We start from the raw sequence: 18,230 nt of genomic DNA on the forward strand, positions 1-18,230 counted from the left end.
AAGTCTTTTTATTCGGTTAGATGAAGCTACGAACAGAGCTGATTAGCTCGGATTCGTTTTCCAGAACAGTTTCTAATTTAAGATAAAACCATTTAGAAAAATTTTTATCGGCATCTACGAGAGAAGTAATTTTTACTCCATCTTTTTCTGTGCAGATAATATAGTTTTGATCGGAGGCTTTCTCGGAGATCTGGGATAGATCTTCTTTTGTATAAGAATAATGATCCGGGTAGGATTTAGTTTTTAGCTCAGAGGGATTTTGTTCTTTTAAGGAAGAATAAAACGAATCCGGATTTCCTAAGCCGGCAAAACCGAATATTGATTTTCCAGTTAATTCTTTAACGGATCTTTCAAGTGATCCGGAAGAGAGTGGAACTAAAATTTTAGGAGAAAATCTAAATCTTGCGGTTTGAGAAGGTTTGAATTTCTGGATCCATTTAGAAAGTGGATTTTCCCATTCTTCAGAAAACTTGGAAGCGATTAAAAAATTTGCCCTGGATACTGAACTATAAGATTCTCTTAATAAACCTAAAGGAAGAACAAATTCTGTTTTAGATAGTTTTGTACAATCTAATAAAACTAAATCCAAATCTCTGTTCAAAGCATGGTGTTGGAATCCATCATCCAGCAATGTAAAAACTTTTTGATTGGTTGATAATTGGTTCTCTGATCTGAATTGTAGATAGGATTCGTATCTATTACTTCCGACATACACTTCCGCAAAAGGAAGATTCTTTTTTAAAAGAAGAGGTTCGTCTCCTACTTCGGCAGGAGGAGAATTTTCTGTCACCCTTCTTATGCCTGTTCCGGAAGAACCATACCCTCTACTTAAGATTACGATCGGAATATTTGGAAAATTAGAATGAAGTAATTTTGCTAAATGGAGAGTGAAAGGTGTTTTGCCAGTTCCACCTACGCTAAAATTCCCAATACTGATTGTTATGGAAGAAGGCAGGGTCCGCTTTTTCTTAAAACTCTTATCTAAAAAAAATAAGATCCTATAAACCAAACTGAGTAAAAATAAGATCGGAAAAAAGAGGATCTTTCCAAAAGAAATCATATTCTTTTTTCTTAAACCGGAGATTCTGCGAATTGCATCTCGTATAATTTCTTATACTTTCCATCCAGGCGAATTAGCTCTGAATGGGATCCGGATTCTACTACCTTTCCACCTTCCATAGTAAAGATAGTATCTGCAATCTGAACTGTGGAAAGTCTGTGTGCGATAATGATAACTGTTCTATTTTTGTATAAGGACTCGAGTGCTTGTTGGACTACTCTTTCTGATTCGGTGTCTAATGCAGAAGTGGCTTCGTCTAAGATCAGGATTTCCGGATTGTTTAATAATGCTCTTGCGATGGAGATCCTTTGTCTTTGTCCTCCGGATAGCATCACTCCTCTTTCTCCGACTATCGTATCGAAGCCATCTTCGAAAGATAGAATAAAGTCAGTCGCGAATGCGAGTTCTGAAACTTCTCTCATTCTTTCCTCGGAAACGTTTTCAGTTCCATAACAAATATTCTCTCGGATACTTCCGTTGAATAGGAATACTTGTTGGTTCACGATCGAGATCTTTTTCCGTAAAGAAGCCAGATCTAAGTTTCTGAGATCTGTTCCGTCCCAAGTAATAGAACCCTCGCTTGGATCGATAAGTCTTGGCACAAGATCCACCAATGTGGATTTTCCGGCCCCGGAAGAACCGACTAACGCAATCGTGGATCCTTTTTGTATGGAAAGATTCAGATCCGATAATGCAGAACTTTTTGCTCCGGGGTAAGTGTATCCAACTGAATCGAATTTTAATTCTTTAGAAAGTCTTTTGGGATAGATAGGGTTTGGAGGATTTTTAACATCCGTTTCACTATCCAACATTTCAAAAACTCTGGTCCCCGCAGCTACTGCACTTTGGATAGAGTTGGACAACATTCCCATCTGTTTGAAAGGCCTCGTCAAAAATACCAAAGTTAAGAAGAAGATCATAAAATGACCTAAGGTTAATTTTTGGAGTTCGATCAAATAAGCACCGAAGGCCAAAAATATTACTGCGACAATTGAACTGGAAAGTTCGACTAAAGAAGGACCGATCTGATGATAAAAATGTCCTTTGAATGTTTTTTCGGAAAGATCATTATTGATCTCCCAAAATCTTCCTGCTTCCGTTTTTTCCATAGAGAAGGCACGAATGACTCGGATACCTGAGATCACTTCTTGCAAATGACCGTTTAACGCGGACAATCTTTCTTGTTGGTTGCGGGTTGCTTTTCGGATCCGGTCCGCAAAAGAAGTTACAGGACCCATGATCAATGGAACCACAATCAAAACCGCAATAAACATCTCCCAACTTAAGATCAGAAGAATGAGTAGATGTGTGAGTATATAGAAAAAATCTACGATTGCATCTTTCAGATCCGAGCTGATTAGTTTTGCTAGGACTTCCACATCGTTTACGATGCGGCTCATAAATATTCCTGTCTTCTCTTGTACGAAATGATTGAGCGGGAGTTCTTGCGCCTTAGAATAAAGTTCTAAACGTAGATCTCTGACGGCTAGATAACCACCCGAGTTGATACAATACACCGCACCCGTTAAGAATAAAAGTTTTGCGAGATAGATTGGAAAAATGAATAAACAAAAGAGCAAAACGAGCTGATCTTTAGGAAGAGTCGTCAGATAAAAGTTCGTCTTGATCTTTATATCCGCACTTAGAGCTTCTATCTTTTGGAGAGCTTCGAGTTCTTTGCCTTCTTCCCTATCTTTTAATGCGATACCTTCTTTTTTGGTGAGCGTAATTTGAAAGTCAGCCTTTCCGCCCTTTCCGATCGCATTGAAAATTGGAATAACGCTAGTAAGAGAAGCTCCATTGAGTATGGATACAAAAAAGGATAGTACGACCCCGGTGATTAATCTGTATTTATACTTGAAGGAATACCCCAAGAGGCGTCTATAGACGTTCATAGGTCCGGAATGTTTTATCCTAGATTTCTAGACTCGGTCTCGTCCCAGTTTCAAGCCGGACCGAAACCGACTCTTACCTTTTCCCTGGCTTTCCTTCTTTTGTCCCTTCTTTTTTATGGTTGCGGAAAAGCGGCAAGAAGTCCTGAAAAACTGGTATTTTCACTACCTTCCGATCCGATCTCTTTGGATCCGATCCGATCTACTGACTTATCTTCCAGAATTGTTCTAAAATATATCTATCCAAGACTTTTCGAAATAAATGGAGAAGGTCAGGTCCTACCTTCCTTAGTAAGATCATACAAGCTAGCAGAAGGCCCTTCTTCCAAGATCAGAAGATTGATTTTGGAGATACACTCTGATCCAAAATCGAATGTAAGTGCACAAACAGTTTTAGATTCTTTAGAAAGATTGAAAAATACTCCGGGGCCAAGAAAGAGCACATATTCATTTTTGAAAGGGGGGAAGGTTCTCTCCGATTTCAGTTTGGAAATTTATTTTGAAGGCGGTCTTAGAGAGGCACTAGAAAAGCTCTCTTTGCCTCAGGCTTGGATCTATTGTGGTCCACCGGAAACAGCTTGCGGGGAATTTAAATTAGCGGAATGGAAGAGAAATAATTATCTTAGATTAGTTGCAAATCAATCCAATGATTTGGGTTCCGAGATATTATTTAGAGTTCTCCCTCAAGCAAGTACAGGCTTATATTTATATTTCAAAGACGAATTGGATCTAATGAAATTGCCTGTGTTCCTTCTTAAAAACTCACTTGTAAAAGAAGATCATATCTCCATCCGAAAAGGGGGAGGGGTGCAATACGTTGCGATCAATTCTAAGGATGTATGTTTCGATAAGAACTTTAGAAAAGCGTTAAATTATTCTGTGGATAAACGAACCATTATCCAGGTTCTATTAGAAGGAAAAGGAGAAGTTTCCGTAGGGCCATTTCCAAAATCCATTTCTAACACTTGGACTTCTTCCGAAGAAATTTATCCATATGATCTTTCAAAAGCAAAAGATTCGCTTTCTAAGTCTATTTGTTATCCTAAAATTTTGGAAAGAGAATTGGAATTTAGGATGAGAGGAGACGAGGAGAATCAGGCAAACGGTGCCGCGATTGTCCAAAATCTGAAAGAGTTAGGATTGAAGATCAGAATTCTTCCGATGGAGAAGGCCGCTTTATATAAAGAGAATGGAGAAGGTAAGGGAGATCTAACATTATTATTTTGGTATGCAGATCTTCCCGGACCATTTGCATTTTTGGATCCCTTGTTTGCTGGGGACCGATTCGGGAACGGAGGAAATAGAGCCTTCTATTCTAATCCTAAAATGGAAAAGTTATTTCAAGAGATCCGATCCACTGACAAAACGGATATAAATCCTCAAATCAAAGAAGCATTTTCACTTTTAGCAGAAGATGCTCCTTGGATCTTTTTATGGTCCCCCTATGAATTGTATCTGATAGGGGACCGTTTACCAAAAGGATCTAATCGTCGTTCGGATCTTCCTTAGATGCTGGAAGTTCTAGTTCTACTGCGTCTTCTCCGGAAAGTGCTTCGTCAGAACCGTTTGCGGAATTATTTCCTTCTGTTTGGGTGACTGTTGGAGTGCTTGTTCCTCCGCCAGGTTGGTCTCCCACGTAATAATACTGTCCATATAAAGGATGTTTACATTCTGCCTCGTTGGACAAAATTCCGCCAGTTTCCGCGCAGATATCCACTTTCACATAATCTCCGTTAAATGGAGTAATTAGACTATCACCAAAACCTAATGTTCTTGCCACATGAGAAACATATCTAAACCAGATGGAACCGCTCGTGCCCGAACCGGAACCGGGGAATGGCGCACCTAGATCGTTACCTACCCAAACTGCAGTGACTAAATTCGGATTTACACCTGCAAACCAAACATCTCGAACCCCTTTTCTGGAGCCCCAACGTTTTTGAGCTTCTTTAGGAGATTGAACAGTTCCTGTCTTTCCCCCAAGTGGGAATTTTTCTCCGTCCTTTAATGCGATCTTAAGTGTACCTTCTTCTGAGACGACTGCTTCTAATAAGTTTAATGTCATGGCGCAAGCGACAGGATCTAAAATCTGCTCTGCTTCTTTCGGATCAGGAAGAAGGTTTACATAAAGTTCGGATCCTTCGAAGTCTGTGATCCTTAGGATTTCCACCGGTTTTACTTTTTTACCGTTATTTGCAATTGTTGCATACACGGTTGCCAACTCTTTAGGAGATAATTCTCCCGAACCAAGGGCTAATGTTAGATTGTGCTGGAACCTTCTACTCAACTCGGAACTGTCCAGATCCAAAATTTTTCCTAAGGTATGGATAAAATCACCTACACCTATCTCATCCATGAATTTGACTGCGATCGTGTTTACGGACTGAGCAAATGCAGTTCGGACCTGCATTGCACCTCTATGACCCTTATACCAGTTTTTCGGAGCGTAACCTCTAATCTTGATCGGCTCATCCACGACGATAGAAGTCGGAGTGGCTATTCTCTTTTCGAATGCCATCAGATATACAAGTCCCTTGATCACGGAACCAGGTTGTCTCACGGCAGAAACTGCACGATTCAGTCTGAATATATTAGAAATTTTGTAACTTCCAACCATCGCCTCCACATATCCGTTCGTAGGATTGATGGAGATCAAACTTCCATTCATGTTCTCTATGATCTTGTTTTGTTTCGAAACTTCTTCCGTTTTGCCAGCTTTTACATAATTTGCTTTATCTTCGGAAAGTTTTTTACGGACTGCTTCTATTCCTTCTCTAAGAGAACGTTCCGCTGCTTCTTGTTTATCATAATCTAATGTGGTGTACACATTCATACCACGACTTTCCAGATCTATCTCTGAAAAATTTTCGATAACGAATTGGCGGATGCCGAAGTTAAAATCGGAAGCCAAATTGATTGTAAAATCCTTATCGAATCCGTATTTTCCTATTTCGGAAGTAATGACAACTTTGTCCTCTTCTTCCTTGGTCTCTTCTACGGCGTAAAAGGATCTGAACTTGCGGATATTCGCATCTACCTTCTTCTCAAAATCTTTTTCGATGGATTTAGGATTCGGATGAAGGTTTTGGTTTTTACCCATAACAGTCATCACCATCTTTTGTCTTTTAAGAGCTATCTTTGGATTTCGAACGGCATTATAGTTAGAAGGAGCCGGAATTGTTCCTACAAGCAGAGCTGCTTCTGCGGGAGTCAACTCGTATGCAGGTTTATTAAAGTAATAACGAGAAGCTTCTTCTACTCCTGTATTTCCTTCTCCCAAGAAGATACGATTTAGATACATTGCGAGGATCGTATTCTTATCGAACTTGCTTTCCAGGTAGAACGTACAATAAAACTCGGTGAGTTTATTGAATACATTCCGAGCTCCCAAATCTAAAGTGAGTTTTGCCAACTGTTGGGTAAGAGTGGAGCCTCCCTGTTTTTGGAAAGTAGTCAGATTGACTATGACCGCTCTAAGTAACGCGGTAAAATTTACGCCGCTATGCTCATAGAAGTCTCTATCTTCGGAACTGAGTAGAGCCCATATTATATTTCCATGATTCGTTAAATTGTCTGTGCGAATAGGTCTGAATTTTCTACGCGAGAATTCTCCGATTAATTTTCCGTTTTTGTCCAGAATACGGATCGGTTTGATTTCGTTCGGATCATAAGCGTCGGAAACTTCTCTTTGGAAAGTTTCCAAATTCCGGGCGACTTCTTCCTGTTTGGTGAGCCATACAACGTAAGATCCACCGATCAGAAAGGAAAAGATTACAATCCCGGAAATGACCGAGTATTTAAGGAGGGATCTCCAGTTTGTTTTAGAATATTGGAGGATAGAAGCTAAAATTCCAAGGATACGATCTTTGATGTTCATAAGGTCCGTCGGTAGGTTTTCCGTCCTAAGTTAGGGAATGAAAAGGACTTTTTTTGCGGATTTTGGCCCAGATTCTTCTCTCTTATGTCGGCATGAAACATATCCGAAAGGATTAGAGAACAGACAAATAAAGGTGATTCTGGTAGACAGTTCCCAAAATCTATGTCCAATAAAGTTTTGCTTTGGGCAACCGAAGAACTTAGGAATCAATGGAAGACCTGCCTTACAAAAAAGAAATTTCTCTGCGCCACCACTCTTCTTTACCTGCAAAGTCGGAGATCTGGCCCAAGGTCAGGCTATTATTCGGAAGAGAAGGAATTCCTACCGACCTTTCTCATCTCTATTTGAACGAAGATGGAGAATCCTGGGCCAATCTCGGCTATTGGGAAAACACGAATGAATACGGCACAGCCTGTGCAAACCTAGCAGAACATTTAGGAAAATTAGCAGGACTGGATTCGAATTCTAAATTATTAGATCTGGGATTTGGATGCGGGGATCAATTTAGAATTTGGGAGAATACATTTGGAGTGAATGTTTCGAATATATACGGAATTAATATCTCTAAGATCCAGATAGAATTCACAAAAAGACGTTATGAAGGACGGCTTGGTTCTCCCAATTTAATTTTGGGAAGTGTAGAAGGTTTAACTGAATTCGAGGACAAAACCTTTGATGTAGTGCTCGCTCTGGATAGTTTATATTTTATACCGAATCGAAATAAATTGGTTCAAGAAATTTATAGGATTTTAAAACCGGGCGGAGTATTCGTATCGGCCGAGATACTATTCTCCGATCGAAAAATTTCCTATTGGGAAACTTTCAAAAGGAATTTAATTTCTAGGATGGCAAAGATGTCTTCCGATCTAAAAAAGGTAGAAGGGATTGTATCCGAATATTCGGCGTTAGGATTTAACTTCGAAGTTTTAGAAAGAATAGATCCGTTCGTATTTCCCGGTTTCTCCCAATTTATATTAGAAAAGATTAAATCGGGAAAAAAAATCCCAAAACGACTCTCAGGAAGATACGAAATGTTAGGGGAATATTTCGGCTCCGAAACGATCAAGAAACATTTCGAATATTGGATTTATAAGGTCAGAAAACCTGAGTAAATTTTAAGATCTCAGTGAACCTTCTACCCATCTTTTTACATCCAAAGAAGTAGAAACTCCTGCTTCTAAAAGAGGAATACCGTATCTAGCATAAGAACCGCAGAGCCAAACTTTTCTATCGGGAAGTTCCTGTAGTTCTTTTAACTCCTCTAAAATTTTTCTAGAAGCAAGATCGATCACTGGCCTTTCGAATTTAGATCTGCTGATAAAATCTTTTTCGCTGGGCTCCACGAGAGGATTCCAGGTCTGGAAAACCGCCTTTCCCTTCATGGAAGGAAGTACCTTGTTTAAGAGAATGGTAGCAGTTGCAGTAGAACTATCTTGCGAAAGAGAAAAACACATAGGCGCCCAATGTCTTTTGTGTTTGGGCATAAACTTTTCGTCCGAATGAACTACCACTTCCGAAGTCTCATATTTTAGTTTGGAAAGTAATACCTTTTCCCTTGAATATTCGTCGGGAAGGATAGAGATGGCTTGATTTGCAGGTGCTGCGACTACGACTCTATCAAAAAGTTCTTCTCCATTATCGAAAATCAGTTTTACTTTATCTTTTTCTAAAACGATTTTTTTTGGATCCGTGCTTAAACGAATGGAAGAGGCTCTTTTTGAAAGTTTTTCGGTAACGTCGCGAGTTCCTTTTTCGGGCGTTAAAAATCTTAGGAACTTCAAACCACTGGAATGATACCCGATTACCGCGTCTGCAGGGTAATTTTTTGCACTTTCAGAAGTACAGGTATTGATCGTGGAGAACATAGGGATCAAGTATAGATCTTCGAATTCTACTGAATAACCGAACCTACTCAAAAACTGAGAGATGGTAAGCTGTTCACCATCTAAAGATTGGAGTTCTTTTTCAGATTCTTCATAAAAGCGGATTGCATCCGAAAAAATACGTCTAGAAGTTTTATTGGAAAAACAAACCCAATAAGGTATCGGAACAAAATTACCTCCGATACCTAAGGTAGAAAAACCGAAATATGTGGTGCCATCTCCGTAGTTTAAGGAAAAGGAATAATCTACAGGTCTTACTTCTATACCTGCTTCTTGGTAAAGATCTAAAAGACATGGATAATAATTTCGTTTGAATGCTCTAAAGGGAACATCTACACGGATTGAATGTCCGTTGGAGAAAAGATCGGTACCGTGAGCATCCATACCGACCAGAGGATGTTTTTCTAAAAGAGATACTTCATGTTCTTTGCCCAAGTACCAAGATGCGCTTAAGCCGGCGATTCCACTACCGATGACCGCTATTTTCATTCCGGATTAGAATCCTTTTTTAAAACAAAAATACAAGGTAAAACCTGAATTTAAGGAAGGAATGCTACAAAAAAGGAACCGAACGAATTCAGTCTACTATCTGTAACACAACTCTTCTGTTCTTTTGACGGTCGGAAGCGTTGTCATTGGAAGAAATTGGTTGGCTATCCCCGAAACCTTGGGTTCGAACTCTCGTATTGTTGATTCCATGTTTGGAGATTAAATAATCTGCCACAGCTTTTGCTCTATTTTCGGAAAGTTCCAGGTTATGTTCTTTTTTACCGACGTTGTCCGTATGACCTTCGACAGAGATTTTGAGTTTAGGATTCGATTTTAAAAAGTTCGCCAAACGATCCAATTCCGGTTCCGAATCCTTGGAAATCTCGAATTTGTTTGTCTCAAAAAATAAATTGTTCAGAAGGATTTGTCGACCGACAGCCAAAGCAGGAAGACGAAACTCCACATCCAATTTCGCATCTTCCTGTTTGGATTCCGTAAGATCTATATTTCTAGAAACGGAAAGATGACCTGGTTTCTCCGCATAAAATCCGTATTTTTCACCGTAGGGAAGAACCAAACTAAAAGAACCGGTTTTGGAATCACTCTTAGCACTTCCTCTTTTTTCCAAACGTGTTAAGGATTCATAATGTATTTCGGCGCCTAAAGGATTTCCTTCTTCGTCCAAAACTTTTCCGTTGATCACTACAACCGGATTAGGGCGAAAATCTCGGGGAAGATAGGCCATATATAATTGACCTTCTTTACTTACATAAGCCCAGTCGCTATTTACCGGAATGGAGAAAAAGTTTACTCCTTTTAAGTTAGCCGAAACTTCTATAGGTTTGGTCCAATTATCCCAGCCATCTCCTATTCTTTTGGTCACATAAACGGAAAGACCTTTGTGACCGTCGCTGCAGAAATAAAGAGTCCTATCGTCTCCCGCTAAAAAGGGAGCCGTTTCTTCGGAAGAAGTATTAACTATCTCTCCTAAATTTTTACCTATACCAAAAGAACCGTCTTCTTTCTGAATACTAACATACAAATCTAACTTGCCGTAAGAATCGGGTTGTTGGACCGAATAGATCAGGATCCTTCCGGAGGACGAAAGAGTGGAACCTCCAAAGACCGATGTATTATTTTTTAAATATATATTCGAAAAATCCGGGAAACTAATTGCCTTTGGATAAGACCAATTCCCTTTTTCTTTATAACTTTTATATAAAGGAACAGTAACCTTATTTTGAAGATTGGTTAGTTTTCGAAGATACTCGTAGGCGAGTTGTTCTTCTTTTAGCCTGAATTCCATCTCGTCTCTGGTGTTTCTTCTTAATTCTTCTCTTTTGTCTTGGAATTCGAATTGGATTTTACGAGTGGCCTCATCGTCGCCGAAGGAACCGAAAACGAATAATTCATTATTGCTGGGAAGAACTGCGATTACTGCTGAGTTCAGGTCATTATTCAAAGGAGCAGGCATTTCCTTACCGTCTCTCCAAAAACCTTTCTCATCCTTCTCCGCAAACCAAATCCTCTGGGTTCCCGATTTACCCTTGCTAGAATATACAGTCCAAAAAATCGATTGTCCGTCGGGAGTGACCGTCGGATTAAACGCGAAGTAACCTCTATTTACGTAATTTGGAATTCTTTTTAGAGTCCAATCGGGAAGACCTTTAGATTCGGAAAAAGGATAGGTCTCATAACGTATTGGGTCGCAATTTTCTCCCCTCATCTGGCAGAGAACACGAACGGTTTGATTATGAAGTCTGGAAAGTTCAGGACTCAGATCATTAGAAAGTACCTGGATGAACTCGTTACCTGTACCCAACATTCTACCGAATTGAAGAAGTTTACCTTCGATAATCCTTTCCTCCGCGAGAAGATCGGAAGTGAAAAATAGTAATATAGAAGAAAGTAAGACGGAGAGAGGACGGTTCATATTATATGTTTCGGAGAATAATATCCGACCCGGAAGAGGGGAAAAGAAAAAATTAATATAAGAAAGGGATCAGGCAATCCAACCAGGGAAAAACTTGCGGATCAGAAAAAGACCGACCGACAGAATACCAAAGTTCAAAAGAGAAGAAACAAGAATAAATACAAGTTTAGAAGGTTCTTGATTCTGAGGCTTGCGGCGACTCGCAGTAAAAGCCGCCCCAATACTCAAAACTAAGCCGGATATAAAGGAAATCTCAGGCAGATCTTTCTCATCATAAAGGTATGAGGTCAAACTTTCCGAAACCACAAACATAATGCAAAGAACGATCAGAAATGCAAAACTTCTGATGATCCCTAGAACATAGAAAGAAGTCAGTTCCTTATTCATACACCCGCCAAAACTTTGACGAGGTCGAATATTTAACGATTATACCGGCTTGTAAACTTAATTGCAACTGCAGGCGGAACCTTTTCCCCCTAAAGATTGAGCATAATTATCAGCATCGGAAGAATAATCGAATTCTTTCAGAAGACAAACATTGGAACCTCGAGCCGATTTCATCTGATCCAGAGTGCGGGAATCCGCTTCAATCTTACCATCAGCGCAGAAGACGCTATATTTTGTATTAGCTATGACATTAGTGGACGAGAAGGTTATAGCTAATACAAGGGAAGTTGCAAAGAGGGCAATAAATAATTTGTTCATCAGGATCTCCAAAACGAACTGGAGAATAATCTTTCTTTTAATTCTTTCAATAAATTTCTGACAAAAATAAAAAAGAAATCATGACGTTTTGTAAGCAAAAGATATCGATTCGAGTTGTAACGTCGGCTTATTCGTTTATAAACTTCCGGTTATGGTCTCTGCTAAACCTGCCTTTTCAGGCACACATTCGTTATAGAATAATCCCGTCCCTAAAAAAGCTGGAGCATCTGGGACTTCACATTCCGCGTAAATTCTCCATTCATCGCTATATTGTAGAACATAAACTACGTATGGCCCTTTTACGAAATCCACACATTGATTGATAGAGGATTCCGTATAATACGTTCCTTGGTCGAGATGTGCCTTCAAATACGGATTAATATAGATAACATTGATTAGGGTTAATCCGATAGATGTGTTTTGAGAGAAAGTACCATTTCCGCTAGCTCTATCGGCATAACCGTAAGACGCGCAATCGACGGGAACATCGGGCCCTGCTCCCAAGTAACTAACGTTTTGAAACGCATCTTTGATCTTTTTCTGAGCGTCTCCTCCAGAAATTGTTCCAGGTCCTCCCGAATAAGTACAAGCATTCAACAAGATTGAGAAAATAAGAATAATCGATCCTTTGAATTTTAATATATTATAAATTTTAGGGGTAATGATTTTCAAGAAAAACTCCTACTGTTTGAATAAAGTTAGAAGTATGAAAATTAAGACAAAAGAAATTTAAAAAAAAAGAAAATAAATCGGGTTTATATCCCAAATTGTAGATAAACCCGATTGTTTCTCTATTAACAAATCAATATGTGAAAGTATATGCCCAGTAGATTAAAAGTAATTGCAGAGGCAGTCTCAGAATTAGAGCCCAAGTCGGAGGGTCTTTTCTAGTCCTAGATTGGAAATGATACACGTTAGCCGGGAACACAGCGATCAGGAGAAAGACCACGCCCCAAGCAGCCAATACCTTCGTTTGAGGAAAGAAAAGTCCAAGTCCCAAAGCAATCTCCGCGATTCCGCTGAGCTGAACCATAAGTTTATGATAGGGAATCCAAGGAGGCATGATCCTTAAATAAAATTTTGGGATCACAAAATGAAGAATGCCGGCGATCGTATATATAGTCGCCATGATCCAGAGACTGATTGATTTAGCGTCTAGGTTTTCCATGGAAAACCATGATAAGACAACTATGGCGACAAGGTCTGCCTTTTTTCTCTGTTTTTGTTACGAAACCTTCTCTGTCTGGAATGAGAAGACTTGTTGGCGATTTTCAGGAATGTGAGATATTTTTCTCTGGTGACGAAGGGGCGATTTCTTTCTCGATGATCCGTACGAGGGCCGGGAAATTTCAGCATAGGCTATACTCCTTGCCGGTAAATTTGCCAGTCATTATAGTAAAGGCGGATAAAGTACAAGCTAAAAAATGAATCTTCAAAAAAAAATCCGAAACAATTTTTTAAGGAAAGGTTAGGGGGCTATTCAGCTTCTTCCTTTATTTTGATAGTATTTTTGGACTTTGATGTCTTATTTTACAATTCTATCTCATATATTTAGACCGAATAGGGAAGGTATTCGAATCGGATGAAAGAAATTAATCGGAAACAGTTTATAAAATCTATTATTGCGTTATTCGTTGCTGGACTCGCCCCTAGAATATTAGGAGAGTCCCAGGCAGATATTAATCCTAAATCGAATTTTCAATCCGTCTATTTGGATCCGAAATTAAGGGAAGAATTTTACCTTTTTCTAAAGAACGTATATCATCTCTATCCCGAAGATCAATTTCATAAGCTGATTCTGGATATAACTAAGACACAGAAAACGGATAAGGATATTTATGAAGCGATTATGTCCAAACTTCCGGGAATTAAACCGTTTGCGGGGGTAATCACTTATGCCCTTCCTTCTCTTAAAAAGCAGAAAGAGGAAATATCCAGTCAGACCGTAAGGCTTTTGGGAAAACAAAACTCTTATAACGGTTACATGGAAATCGGGACCACGGGTCGGTATGTGAAAGGTCTAAAAAAGAAATTAGGGATACAGGGCAAAGTTTACGTTCTGAACGATCTGGAACCTAAATACAGCGCCGAGGATTTAGCAGAAAGAGGACAACTTTTCAAGGCCGGGACCTTTATACAAATGGGAAGTTATGACTCGATTACCTCAGATAAGATCCCTTCCGAAAGTTTGGAATTAGTCACGAATTATATAGGATTCCATCATTCTCCGACAGAAAAATTAAACGGATTTATTTCATCCATTTTCAGGATCTTAAAACCTGGCGGAAAACTCGTATTAAGAGATCATAATGTATATTCGGAAGAACAGAGATATATTGTAGCTTTAGCTCATGATGTTTATAACGCAGGTTTGGAAATTCCATGGAGAGAAACTTCTGCCCAAATCCGTAATTTTACATCCTTAGAGGAAATCCAGGAAAAACTGCATGGGTTTGGATTCAAATCTATAGGGAATCAGTATTTGCAAAACGGAGATCCTACGAAAAATACTCTCATGGCTTTCGTAAAAACAAAATGAAAAAATTTATACTACTTCTTCTATTATTTACCGCTCATTTATATTCCAGTCCTGTCATCGTCAACGATGTCACTCAAATCAATCCGATTCCAGTTTCTAGAGTAGAAACTCCTAAATCGATCGAGGAAATTCAAAATTTAGTAAAAGAGCATTCCGGAATGATCTCCATCGGAGGAGGAAGATTCTCGATGGGAGGTCAGATCGCCACCGAAAACGCGTTATTCATTGATACACGTGAATTCGATCAGATTTTGGATTTCGACGAAAAACAAAAAAAGATCAGAGTACAGTCCGGAGTTACTTGGAGAAAAATACAAGAGTTCATAGATCCATATAATCTTTCCATAAAGATCAAGCAGACGTATTCCAATTTTACAGTCGGCGGCTCCTTGAGTGTAAACGGACACGGAAGATATATGGGCCAAGGCCCATTAATATTATCAGTGGATTCTATTAAGATTGTATTAAGTGACGGTAGATTGGTATCCGCTAGTCCCAAAGAAAATCCGGAAATCTTTTACGCTTCGATTGGAGGTTACGGGGGAATCGGTGTCATAGTCGAAGCAGTTTTGCAATTAACAGACAACTCTAAAGTTTCTCGCTCTGTGAAGAAACTTCCGATCTCAGAATATAAAAAATTCTTTTTTGAAAACGTTCGTACGAATCCTAAAGCCGTATTTCATAACGGAGATATATATCCTCCTGCTTATGAAAATGTAAATGCGATCACTTGGATCGAGACAGACGAGGCAGTAACCGTGCAGGATAGATTGGTTCCAGTAAAAGAAGAATACTGGATGGAAAATATAATGTATTTCTGGCTGACAGAACTTCCTTACGGAAAGGAATTCAGAGAATATGTATATGATCCCAATTTTACTACCGGCAAACGAGTGGTCTGGAGAAACTTCGAGGCTAGTTACGATGTAAAGGAATTAGAACCTCCTACCAGAAAGATTAGCACTTACGTATTGCAGGAATATTTCGTTCCTGTCGATAAATTCGACGAGTTTTATCCTAAAATGAAGGAAGTCCTACAGAAGCATGATGTAAACGTGATGAATATATCCATTCGTCATTCATATAAGGATCCAGGTTCGCTTCTTGCATGGGCCAGGTCCGAGGTTTTTTCTTTTGTAATCTATTATAAACAAAGGACCTATCCTTCTGCAAGAAACGAAGTAGGCGTTTGGACTAGAGAGCTGATCGATGCGGTCGTTTCCGTAGGAGGTGCTTATTATCTACCTTACCAGCCTCATGCAAATCAGGTCCAATTTGAAGCCGCATATCCTGATTCTAACAAGTTTTTCGAATTAAAGAGAAAGTTGGATCCGAATTATAAATTCAGAAATAAACTTTGGGATAAATATTATTTTTCTGATATTAAGGACCAAAAGATCCGTTTGGAATTGGATTCTAATAAAACTTATCGCCGAAACGAGGACCAAACGTTTTTAACCGTTCCGGAATGGTTCATAGTATTCAGCTCAGATGAATACGCAAAATTCCAAAAACATTCTCCTCCTAGCGACTTTCCTTATTGGGGAAGTATAGGTCAGTTTTGGAAGATTTATGGAAACGTAATACAAAAAACCTGGGAATACGAAACTAACTGGGGATACCACCTGATGATCTGTGTTATCGGGGTTAGCTATTCGGGAGAATTAGCTTTGAAAAGTATTTATGAAAATACAATTGGAGCCCTTACTGAATGGATAGATTCTCGCAAAGAGATCAACGAGGACAGAAAGGTAGAAGCATATATCCAATGGGTCGCTCAGGATTATACTGATTTCGTAAGACTGAGGCCTTGGTACGAATATCCTTTCTATTCTAAATTTTCGGAATTCATTGGGATAGAAGACGGAAATAGTGCCGGAAGGATCAGAAGATGGGAGAGAAAGATTTTTTTCTCAATGGAACTTCTTGCGAAAGCTGGATATGGATGGTTGATCGGTTTAGGGACTGGAGCCGTTTACGAACCTGAGAATTTTCATATTCTTGCCTGGGCCGATGAAAACGGTCTCGGAAAAATTATCTCAATTCCAAGATATGAACCTTTTACAAAAGAAGTTCCTGTTTTAGTAGAGAAGGGAATTTCATTCAAGGAAATCGCAGGTAATAAAAAAATCGTTATGACGGTAGTTTCTCCAGAAGACCAAAACTGGGAGGATCAAAAAATCCTCTCGTCTTGGTCTGTGCTTACCGAACCCGGCAAAAAAAGGACGGCATTAATTTTGCCGGTAGATCAACTACATTTGATGATACTATATTGTAAGCAGAACGGAATCTTAATAGATCATATATTTGATTATTAGAATATATGATCTATGCCGCTTTACGCATCCTTTTCAAAATAGAGTTCTCGAAAGCCTTATATGCATAGTGTTGTAATGTAAGAATAAACGATGCACCTTGACCAACTGGGAAGTTGAATTTCGGATCCTTTTGGTCTATGATTTTTAAGACTGTATTAACGACAGGTTCCGGAGTAGGAGCCTTATCGAATGTTTCTTTTGAGAATGCAGCAGTTTGTTTTCTAAGTAGATCGTAATCGTCAATTTTTACTTTGGATCTAACTGCACTATCGCCTATATTGGTTTTGAAACCCATTGGCTCAACCATACTAACTTTAATGTTGAAGTCATTTAACTCAAAACGTAAAACTTTAAAGTACCCTTCTAAAGAATGTTTTGAAGCTGAATAATAGGCAACTGTAGGAAGACCAATTAAGCCTAGAATAGATCCTACTGTGATAATCTTTCCATGCCTTTGTTTCCTAAAATAAGGTAATAGCTGGTTGGTAAGTTTAACCGTTCCCCAAAAATTGGTCTCGAATTGTTGCCTTCCAAGCTCGATAGGAGTTTCTTCGGCAAGACCCGATACCAAATAACCTGCGTTATTTATCAGAACATCCAAACTTTCTATCTGACTAAAAAGCCGTTTCGTAAAGGACTCGATCGATTTGTCTGAAGAAATATCTAATTCTAATAATTTAAAAGGTAAGTTGTATTTTTCAGGATTGCGGCTTGTTCCGATAACAGTATGGCCGCTCTGGTGAAGTTTATTGGCAAGAAGGAGCCCAATACCTGAAGAAGCTCCAGTAACTAAAATTGTTTGTTTCATCTTTGATCCTCTTAGTCCTATATTGGACTCAATTTGCTTGCAATTTGCAAGTAAATATAGGAGACGAAAAAATACTTGTTTTTTGCAAGCACTTTTAAAAATAAAATTTATGTCAGTGGGTAAAAAAAGATCGGATTGTCCGATTAGCTGCTCCCTGGATATCTGGGGGGACAAATGGTCTCTTCTCATTATCAGGGATATTATGTTCAACAAAAAAGGAACTTACGGAGACTTCCTGAAGTCGGATGAGGGTATCGCTACAAATATTTTGGCATCCAGACTTCAGTCATTGGAAGAAAACGGTTTGATCGAAAAATCGGATCATCCGGATAGCAAAGCTAAAGTTCTATACAGGCTCACGCAAAAGGGAATCGATCTGCTGCCCGTATTTTTTGAGATCTATATTTGGGCGGAGAAGTATTTTGATATTCCGAAAGAAATAAAAGCCGCATTGAAAGAGGCAAAAAAGGACAAGGAATCCTTTATTAGATCGAAGGTGAAAGAATTGAGAAAGTGATTGTTGTAGAAAGTTGTTTAGAACCCGAAATACTTTGATTCAAAATCATTCGGCTCAAACGCTTCTACTTTAGGAATTAAGTTTGTTTGTAGATTTGCTTCAATATCGATGAGTATGCAGTTTGATAAGAAGAGCGGTAGTAGGAGTATATTTATGAAAATTTTTGCTGTTTCCATACACTGCATGGTAATAGCATAAAAGTGTCTAAC

Annotated in this window: 14 protein-coding genes; 5 read left to right on the plus strand and 9 right to left on the minus strand. The window is 39.0% G+C overall.

The window, feature by feature from the left end; genetic code table 11:
- Positions 1–16 precede the first annotated feature (16 nt).
- The gene (gene lpxK / locus CH365_RS03885; protein ID WP_100767289.1) at positions 17–1,060 is read right to left on the minus strand and encodes a tetraacyldisaccharide 4'-kinase; all 1,044 of its coding nucleotides are present in this window, start codon (positions 1,058–1,060) and stop codon (positions 17–19) included.
- Between the two features lie 11 nt (positions 1,061–1,071).
- On the minus strand, positions 1,072–2,955 hold the full coding sequence (locus CH365_RS03890) for an ABC transporter ATP-binding protein (protein ID WP_165782570.1): 1,884 nt from the start codon (positions 2,953–2,955) through the stop codon (positions 1,072–1,074).
- 9 nt (positions 2,956–2,964) lie between these two features.
- On the opposite strand from CH365_RS03890, the gene CH365_RS03895 reads away from it, so the two are divergent.
- A complete protein-coding gene (locus CH365_RS03895; protein WP_100767290.1) occupies positions 2,965–4,461 on the plus strand; it encodes an ABC transporter substrate-binding protein in 1,497 nt (498 codons plus the stop codon).
- On the opposite strand, the gene CH365_RS03900 is transcribed toward CH365_RS03895, so the two are convergent.
- Positions 4,436–6,829 (minus strand): transglycosylase domain-containing protein, encoded by a 2,394-nt coding sequence (locus tag CH365_RS03900; RefSeq protein ID WP_100767291.1) that lies wholly within the window; start codon positions 6,827–6,829, stop codon positions 4,436–4,438. The genes CH365_RS03895 and CH365_RS03900 overlap by 26 nt on opposite strands.
- 209 nt (positions 6,830–7,038) lie before the next feature.
- On the opposite strand from CH365_RS03900, the gene CH365_RS03905 reads away from it, so the two are divergent.
- Complete coding sequence (locus CH365_RS03905) at positions 7,039–7,941, plus strand: class I SAM-dependent methyltransferase (protein WP_100767292.1); 903 nt, start codon at positions 7,039–7,041, stop codon at positions 7,939–7,941.
- A gap of 3 nt (positions 7,942–7,944) precedes the next feature.
- Here CH365_RS03905 and CH365_RS03910 read toward each other — a convergent pair whose 3' ends face one another.
- From CH365_RS03910 to CH365_RS03935, 5 genes are all read right to left on the minus strand, one after another.
- Positions 7,945–9,201, minus strand: coding sequence for an NAD(P)-binding protein (locus CH365_RS03910; RefSeq protein ID WP_100767293.1), 1,257 nt, complete (start codon positions 9,199–9,201; stop codon positions 7,945–7,947).
- 88 nt (positions 9,202–9,289) lie between these two features.
- Entirely contained in the window at positions 9,290–11,134 is a 1,845-nt protein-coding gene (locus CH365_RS03915) for an OmpA family protein (protein WP_100767294.1), read from the minus strand.
- Positions 11,135–11,203: 69 nt separating this feature from the next.
- Positions 11,204–11,521, minus strand: a complete 318-nt coding sequence (locus CH365_RS03920; RefSeq protein WP_100767295.1) for a hypothetical protein — start codon at positions 11,519–11,521, stop codon at positions 11,204–11,206.
- A gap of 453 nt (positions 11,522–11,974) precedes the next feature.
- A complete protein-coding gene (locus tag CH365_RS03930; RefSeq protein ID WP_100767297.1) occupies positions 11,975–12,511 on the minus strand; it encodes a TIGR04452 family lipoprotein in 537 nt (178 codons plus the stop codon).
- A gap of 130 nt (positions 12,512–12,641) precedes the next feature.
- The gene (locus tag CH365_RS03935) at positions 12,642–13,007 is read right to left on the minus strand and encodes a DoxX family protein (RefSeq protein ID WP_100767298.1); all 366 of its coding nucleotides are present in this window, start codon (positions 13,005–13,007) and stop codon (positions 12,642–12,644) included.
- Between the two features lie 414 nt (positions 13,008–13,421).
- Here CH365_RS03935 and CH365_RS03940 point away from each other — a divergent pair, with 414 nt between their 5' ends.
- Positions 13,422–14,378 (plus strand): class I SAM-dependent methyltransferase, encoded by a 957-nt coding sequence (locus CH365_RS03940; RefSeq protein ID WP_100767299.1) that lies wholly within the window; start codon positions 13,422–13,424, stop codon positions 14,376–14,378.
- Positions 14,375–16,696, plus strand: coding sequence for an FAD-binding oxidoreductase (locus CH365_RS03945; RefSeq protein ID WP_100767300.1), 2,322 nt, complete (start codon positions 14,375–14,377; stop codon positions 16,694–16,696). The genes CH365_RS03940 and CH365_RS03945 overlap by 4 nt, the downstream gene beginning before the upstream one ends.
- 10 nt (positions 16,697–16,706) lie before the next feature.
- Here the strand turns inward: CH365_RS03945 and CH365_RS03950 are convergent, their stop codons facing one another.
- Positions 16,707–17,504 carry an SDR family oxidoreductase gene (locus CH365_RS03950; protein WP_100767301.1) on the minus strand — a complete coding sequence of 266 codons (798 nt, stop codon included), beginning with the start codon at positions 17,502–17,504 and terminating at the stop codon, positions 16,707–16,709.
- Positions 17,505–17,613: 109 nt separating this feature from the next.
- Here CH365_RS03950 and CH365_RS03955 point away from each other — a divergent pair, with 109 nt between their 5' ends.
- Positions 17,614–18,021 (plus strand): winged helix-turn-helix transcriptional regulator, encoded by a 408-nt coding sequence (locus tag CH365_RS03955; RefSeq protein ID WP_100767472.1) that lies wholly within the window; start codon positions 17,614–17,616, stop codon positions 18,019–18,021.
- Positions 18,022–18,230: the final 209 nt, after the last annotated feature.

This window comes from Leptospira neocaledonica, assembly GCF_002812205.1.
GTDB lineage: Bacteria > Spirochaetota > Leptospiria > Leptospirales > Leptospiraceae > Leptospira_B > Leptospira_B neocaledonica.